Here is a 7,125-nt window from a genome sequence, read left to right as displayed (position 1 = left end):
GCCCAAAATACCCTGAATGAATTGAAGCGAAAGGTACACTACGAATCAAATCGGCTAAAGACTCTTCTCGGTACTGCTGGTTCTGAAATCAAATCGATCAAGAAAAACTTTTGGGATGATGTTACCGTAAATTTGGAAGATGCGCATGAAGCAGCAGAAACACATGCAAGCATCCGGCAGCAGTCTGAGCTGTTATCTGAACGTGAAAGGCGGCATAAACATTCTATTGAGCAGGTTAAATTGTTAAACCGTTTAGAGAAGACTCCTTATTTTGGGCGGATTGATTTTCTTGAAACGGATGAAAAAAATGTCGAAAAAATCTACATCGGGGTAGGTTCCTTTTATGATGAAGAAAGTTCCTCGTTTTTAGTGTATGACTGGAGGGCGCCTATTTCAAGTGTGTATTATGATTATTCAGTGGGACCGGCTAGGTACGAGGCTCCTGAAGGAATAATTGCAGGTACGTTGGAGTTGAAACGGCAATTTGTCATCCGAAATGGTGAAATTATTAGTATGTTTGATACGGGGATAACGATTGGTGATGAATTGCTCCAGAAAGTTTTGGGGAAACAGGCGGATTCGCAAATGAAAAGCATTGTAGCTACCATTCAGAAAGAGCAGAATACGATTATTAGAAATACGAAAAGCAGACTTCTTATTGTACATGGGGCAGCTGGCAGCGGAAAAACATCGGCTGCATTACAACGAGCAGCCTATCTATTATATCGATTTCGGGATCAGCTTAGCAGTGAACAATTACTATTATTTTCGCCTAATCCACTATTTAATAGTTATGTGTCTAGTGTCTTGCCTGAACTTGGTGAAGCAAATATGCAGCAAACGACTTTCCAGCAGTATTTAAATCAGCGTTTGGGTGATGTATTTGACATTGAAGATCTTTTTCAGCAAATGGAATATGTATTGAGTTCAATTGATGATGAAGAATATGAAGCTAGACTAGAGGGAATTCGTTATAAATCCTCACGAACTTTTTTACAAGAAATAGACTGCTTGTTAAATAATTTGAAAAAAGCCGGGATGATCTTTAAACCGATCTATTTTCGAAAAGAGAGAATCCTTTCTGCAGAAGAAATCTATCATTATTTCTATCAACTAGGTAATGAACTATCATTGCCAGTTAGAATGGATCTGACCGTTGATAAAATACGTAAAGATGTAAGAAAAAGGGAACTAGAGGAACGTAAGAAGCCTTGGGTAGAAGAAGAAATGCAATATCTTGATAAAGGTGAATATCTTAAAAGCTATCGTAAGGCACTTAAGGATGAGGAACATGAATTCAATGGTATAGACAGTGAAACGCAATATCTTGCATCAACGATTGTGAAAAAACGATTTAAGAGTCTTTATAGAAAAATTAATGAGTTTGATTTTGTGGACTCGGAGTCAATCTATCGAACATTATTTGAGGTAAAACATAAGAAAGAGGTAAAACATTGGGGACTAGTATGCAAACAGTCCATCCATGAAATGGATCAGGGAAGACTCTTCTATGAAGATGCTACACCTTATTTATATTTAAAAGAGCAGCTTGAAGGTTTTAAGGTAAATACAAGAGTGCGGTATTTATTTATTGATGAGGCTCAAGACTATTCCTCTTTTCAATTTGCTTTTTTAGCGAAACTTTTTCCGCATAGCAAAATGACCATTTTAGGGGATCCTAATCAGACTATCGTTGCTCATGGTGAAATGATAGGAGGCACAAATGTCTTAACATCGTTATTCACAGAAGCAGAAACCGAGAAGATTGTGTTAAAAAGAAGTTATCGTTCTACCAAGGAAATCGTCCAATTTACCAGAGAAATCGTAAAAGACGGAGGAAGCATTGAGCCTTTTAATCGACCTGGTCAAAAACCAGTCGTGTTCACAGTTAAAGATGAACAGCAATACATGTTATGTTTAGGAAAAACGATACATCATTTACAAAGCCTTGGCTATCAAAACATAGCTTTAATAGGAAAGACAGCTGCGGAAAGTGAAGGTGTTTATCAGAAATTAAAGAGTAAATTGGAGATCAAACTTATTAAGAAAGGTAAGTCTGAATTTGAAGATGGGCTCCTTGTGATTCCGACGTATCTAGCAAAGGGCATTGAGTTTGATGCGGTGATTATTCTGAATGCTTCGAGGGATCGATATTACTTAGAAAGGGAACGTAACCTTTTTTACACATCGTGCACAAGAGCCATGCATGAGCTTTGCTTAGTTTCCATCGGGGCTGTTTCGCCATTTATCTCTGAGGTGAGTAAAGAGTTGTATACAGGTGTAAAGTGGTGTTAAAATATACCTGTATTGTGAATTTATAAAAAATTGCAAGGTTTTGACGTCTCAGGAGGAAAATATGGCAAAGAAAACGAAAACGCTATCAAATCGTAAGTTATTGGGTATTGCTGGTCTTGGCTGGATGTTTGATGCCCTCGATGTAGGGATGCTATCATTTATTATTGTAGCCTTGCAGAAGGAATGGAGTTTAACGACTGAACAAGTTGGGTGGATTGGAAGCATTAATTCTATTGGAATGGCAATTGGTGCCCTAGTATTTGGGGCTATGGCTGATCGGGTTGGCCGGAAGAATGTGTTTATTATTACTTTGCTGCTATTTTCAATAGGAAGTGGATTATCAGCCTTTACAACATCGTTAGCGTTATTTTTACTTCTTCGCTTGCTGATTGGAATGGGATTAGGCGGAGAACTGCCTGTTGCATCAACGCTTGTTTCTGAAAGTGTTTCAGCCGATAAACGAGGAAGAGTAGTTGTACTGCTTGAAAGCTTTTGGGCTGCAGGTTGGTTAATCGCGGCCTTGATTTCTTATTTTATCATTCCTGCCTATGGATGGAGGATTGCGTTGCTCTTAAGTGCTGTACCGGCACTATATGCATTATATTTACGTTTGAATCTTCCTGATTCGCCTAGGTATACAGCATTAGAGAGAAAACAGAAACCTTCTATTTTACAGAATATGAAAAGTGTTTGGGCTAAAGAGTATGCTAAACAGACACTTGTTTTATGGATTCTTTGGTTCAGTGTGGTCTTTTCTTATTATGGAATGTTCCTATGGCTGCCGAGTGTCATGGTTATGAAAGGGTTTAGTATGATCAAGAGCTTTGAGTATGTGTTAATCATGACACTGGCTCAGCTTCCGGGTTATTTTACTGCAGCATGGTTTATTGAAAAATATGGACGGAAATTCGTGCTTGTTACCTACTTATTAGGTACGGCAGTCAGTGCATATTTCTTTGGAACAGCTGAGGAACTACCCTTGTTGCTCACATCTGGTATTATGCTTTCCTTCTTTAATTTAGGTGCTTGGGGCGGGTTATATGCTTACACCCCAGAGCAGTATCCCACCTCCATCAGGGGAACGGGTTCGGGGATGGCAGCTGCAGCAGGAAGAATCGGCGGCATTTTAGGACCGCTTTTAGTCGGCTATTTAGTTGCAGCAGGTAAAGATATCTCAATCATATTCACCATTTTTACTATAGCCATTGTAGTTGGGGCTGCTGTCGTGCTCTTTTTTGGTAAAGAAACGAAAAACACAGTGCTCAAGGATTAAGTAACTTATTTAAAATAAATTATTTGACAATTATTTAAAGAAGGTATATATTGTCAAGTACATCATAAACTACAAATATAAATTAATATTCTTATCTAGAGAGGTGGAGGGACTTGGCCCTGTGATACCTCGGCAGCAGACCCGTACCCGGGAACTGTGCCAAATCCAACAAGCCTTTGGCTTGAAAGATAAGAGAAGCCGATACGAATGTCAGCCTCTTCTTATTTTAGAAGGGGCTTTTATATTTAGTGTTCATGAAATATGTTTAGAATGTGTATGTAGATGGTATATAAACGTTGGCGCTATGCATACATGTTTTTGGAAGGAGCCAAACAGCTTGACCGAATTATTAAAAACAATAGAAACCAGAAAAGCTCTGTTAATTGAAGAACTACTTAAGCGGGGCGTATATAAAACATCTGATGAAAAGCATTTATATGATGCAACAATAAAAGTACTTGAAGATGAATTTTCACTTGCTAAAATCAACGAAGCGGCACCGACTATTAATTCTGTGAGTACCTAGCTTTGCAGAGTAAAATAAAAAGGAGGTCATTTCTTACTATCCACATGAGATAGAAATGAACCTTCTTTTTTCTCTGTTTACATTGTGAATAGTAGACGCTTTAGCGAAAAAACAAATATTTTTATTTTCTTATTGATTTAATTTGTGAATGATTTTATTATTAGGTTATTGTTAAAAAAAAGAAAAGGAGGTTCAATATGGCAACGAAGTCGTCTCATCTTATCATTGAAGAAAAACGCAAGGAAATGATACAGTTGGCAGAAGATTACGGCTATACAAGCACCCTGACTGTTCAGGCAAGTCAAGAGCTGGATTATTTGCTAAACACTTTCTCTCCGAGTTACCAACCTTCTCTCGTTTCTTCGAATTAGTCTAAATTTCGAATTTATGACAGTACTTATCCCCCATTCAACTCATTCCATTATCCGTTATTTGTGGTATAATTAAACATATTGAATTTCAGGATTTTGACTGATTTCTTTTGAAATGCGAAAGATGGAGGCCAGAAAAAAGTATTCCTGAGAGGCGGACTAGGATGTTTAAAGACCACAGATTTTCGATTCGTTCTAAAATAAGTTTAGGTTATTTTTTAGTTATTGTTTGCCTTGGAATCGCTCTGGTTTTAGTGAGCAGCAGAATCTCCTCTCTTCAGAAAGAACTTGATTTTATCGTAGCACATGACCTACAGGTTCATGAGTTAGCCAGCCAAATTGAAACTAGTTTGCTAAATATGGAATCTGGTCAGCGCGGCTATGTGATTACTCATGATGAAGAATACTTAGAGCCGTATTATAATGGGAAAAAAGATTTTGATAATGTTTATGCAGAGCTGTCAGATTTATTGGCAGATAACCCAGAACAGCAGCAAAATTTAAAGGATTTATACATAGATATTGAAAAATGGATAGATAATGCCGGGACACCGGTAATTAGCTTTGTTCAAAATGGTCAAAGTGATAATATTGAACGTTTTTTTCTGAATGACAGCGGAAAACAGGCAATGGGTGATATTCGTGACAAACTATCTTTTTTCCAAGATACAGAATATGAGTTAACGACTCAACGAACAGATGAAATAGCAGAAAATAACAATCTGCTAAAGATTCTTATGTATATATTTTGGCTGATTGTTTCGTTATTTACTGTCCTTGCCTCACTGATTGTTTCTAGATCGATAACTAAAACTCTTAAACAAGTTACAGAATCGATTCAGGAAATTGGATCGGACAACAGCGATTTGTCTGGAAGAATACCGGTTAAATCAAGAGACGAAGTTGGGATGCTTGCTTCATCCACTAATCAATTACTAGACAATATTCAATTGCAAAATGGGATTAAATCACATATAGGCGATTTAGTTGGACTTACTCAGAAGACAACTGATGTAAAAACATTGGCAGAGCAGCTTATTCAACGTGTATCCTTGCTGATTAATGCACAATATGGTGCGCTGTATCTACATACAAGTTTAATTGAGAGAGATCAATTTATGCATGCTGCTTCATACGCATGGGAAGGACGTCAGACATGGAAGTCTTCCTTTGTACCAGGGGAAGGATTACTGGGTCAATGTGCAGTAAATCGAGAAATGCTAATTCTTGATAACATCCCAGATCAGTATATAAACATCGGTTCAGGAATTGGCCGGTCTATGCCAAAGCAAATTTTAATTGTACCGATTCTTTTTGAAGACCGAACTTTAGCAGTGCTGGAGTTTGCAGCCTTGCAGCCTTTTCAAGTTTCTGATAAGCGATTTTTAGAAGAATTAATGGTAACGTTTGGACCGTCTATCCAAAGTTTCTCAAGCCGGGTAGAAATTGAGCAGCTGTATAGCGAGTCACAAGCCATGACGGAAGAGCTTCAAGTACAAACTGAGGAATTAAGAAATCAGACTGAGGAATTAAAAATTATAAATGAAGATTTAGAGCATCAAAAATTTCTTGCCGAAGTAAAGTCACGTGAAGTAGAGCAGGCTAAAGAGGAACTTGAACATTATGCTGAGCAGCTAAAGCTTAGTTCACAGTATAAATCGGAGTTTCTTGCCAATATGTCTCATGAGTTACGAACGCCTCTTAATAGTATTTTGATTCTATCTGAATTTTTAAATGATAATGAGAATAATACGTTATCAGCAGAAGAACAAGAATATACTAAAGTAATTCTTGATTCAGGTAAGGATTTACTTACGTTAATTAATGATATTCTTGATTTGTCCAAGGTAGAGGCCGGGAAAATGGACATAAAAAATGACTACGTCAATATAACCGCTCTTCCTGAGAAAATGGAACACTTCTTTAGACCAATTGCTGATAAAAAAGGACTTGTCTTTTCTATTAAAGTGCATCGCAATGTGCCGGATCTTTTCTACTCGGATGATAAAAGAATCGAGCAGATTCTAAAGAACTTATTATCAAATGCGTTCAAATTTACTGAAAGCGGCGAGGTAAAGCTTGAGATCAGAATGGCAGATCAGGCTGAAACTTCTCAATATGGCTCAATGAGCGATCGCATTCCTATTCTTGCTATTTCGGTTATTGATACAGGAATTGGCATTCATATAGACAAGAAAGAAGTGATTTTTGAATCCTTCCAGCAGGCAGATGGAGCTACATTCCGGAAATACGGTGGAACTGGACTGGGACTTTCCATATCTCGAGAGTTGGCAGAGTTATTGGGAGGATGGATTACACTATCAAGTGATGAGAACGTTGGAAGTACGTTCACTTTATATTTGCCTTCAATGGAGCAGGAGTTTTCAGAAAATCTTGCGTTAGCTGAGTCAGAAGCTGCAACTGCTGAACTAGATGCAGATTATCCAATCCAGTTGACACCATTACAAGAGGTTTTTTCAGGTAAGACAGTACTGATAGTAGATGATGATGACCGTAATGTGTTCTCTTTGTCAAGAATATTGAAAAAACAAGGGATGATAATTAGGCAAGCATCAAATGGTGTGGAGAGCTTGGAGAAACTAGCTAATGATGACCAGATTGATATCGTCCTGATGGATATTATGATGCCGGAAATGGAT

5 protein-coding genes and 1 riboswitch are annotated in these 7,125 nt (G+C 37.7%); all 5 genes read left to right on the top strand.

The window, feature by feature from the left end; all coding sequences use genetic code 11:
* Positions 1-2,295 (top strand): RNA polymerase recycling motor HelD (gene helD, locus AC52RT_RS15565; RefSeq protein ID WP_495541585.1); only part of this gene is annotated, 2,295 nt, incomplete at its 5' end.
* Positions 2,296-2,317: 22 nt separating this feature from the next.
* Positions 2,318-3,568 (top strand): MFS transporter, encoded by a 1,251-nt coding sequence (locus AC52RT_RS15560; protein ID WP_495541586.1) that lies wholly within the window; start codon positions 2,318-2,320, stop codon positions 3,566-3,568.
* Between the two features lie 88 nt (positions 3,569-3,656).
* A riboswitch (SAM riboswitch) is annotated at positions 3,657-3,763 on the top strand.
* A 142-nt stretch (positions 3,764-3,905) separates the two neighbouring features.
* Entirely contained in the window at positions 3,906-4,094 is a 189-nt protein-coding gene (fbpA, locus tag AC52RT_RS15555) for a Fur-regulated basic protein FbpA (protein WP_340849203.1), read from the top strand.
* A 197-nt stretch (positions 4,095-4,291) separates the two neighbouring features.
* Positions 4,292-4,465 (top strand): Spo0E family sporulation regulatory protein-aspartic acid phosphatase, encoded by a 174-nt coding sequence (locus AC52RT_RS15550; RefSeq protein ID WP_495541584.1) that lies wholly within the window; start codon positions 4,292-4,294, stop codon positions 4,463-4,465.
* Between the two features lie 164 nt (positions 4,466-4,629).
* Positions 4,630-7,125, top strand: a 2,496-nt coding sequence (locus AC52RT_RS15545) for a CHASE3 domain-containing protein (RefSeq protein WP_495541583.1), incomplete at its 3' end; no start/stop codon positions are given.

This window comes from Peribacillus sp. (assembly GCF_059453735.1).
This window is presented reverse-complemented; position numbering and strand designations above follow the sequence as displayed.

What these genes read in the sequence shown, in the direction of transcription:
- AC52RT_RS15550 (WP_495541584.1), top strand. Translation starts at nt 4,292, where the DNA reads ATGGCAACGAAGTCGTCTCATCTTATCATTGAAGAAAAACGCAAGGAA.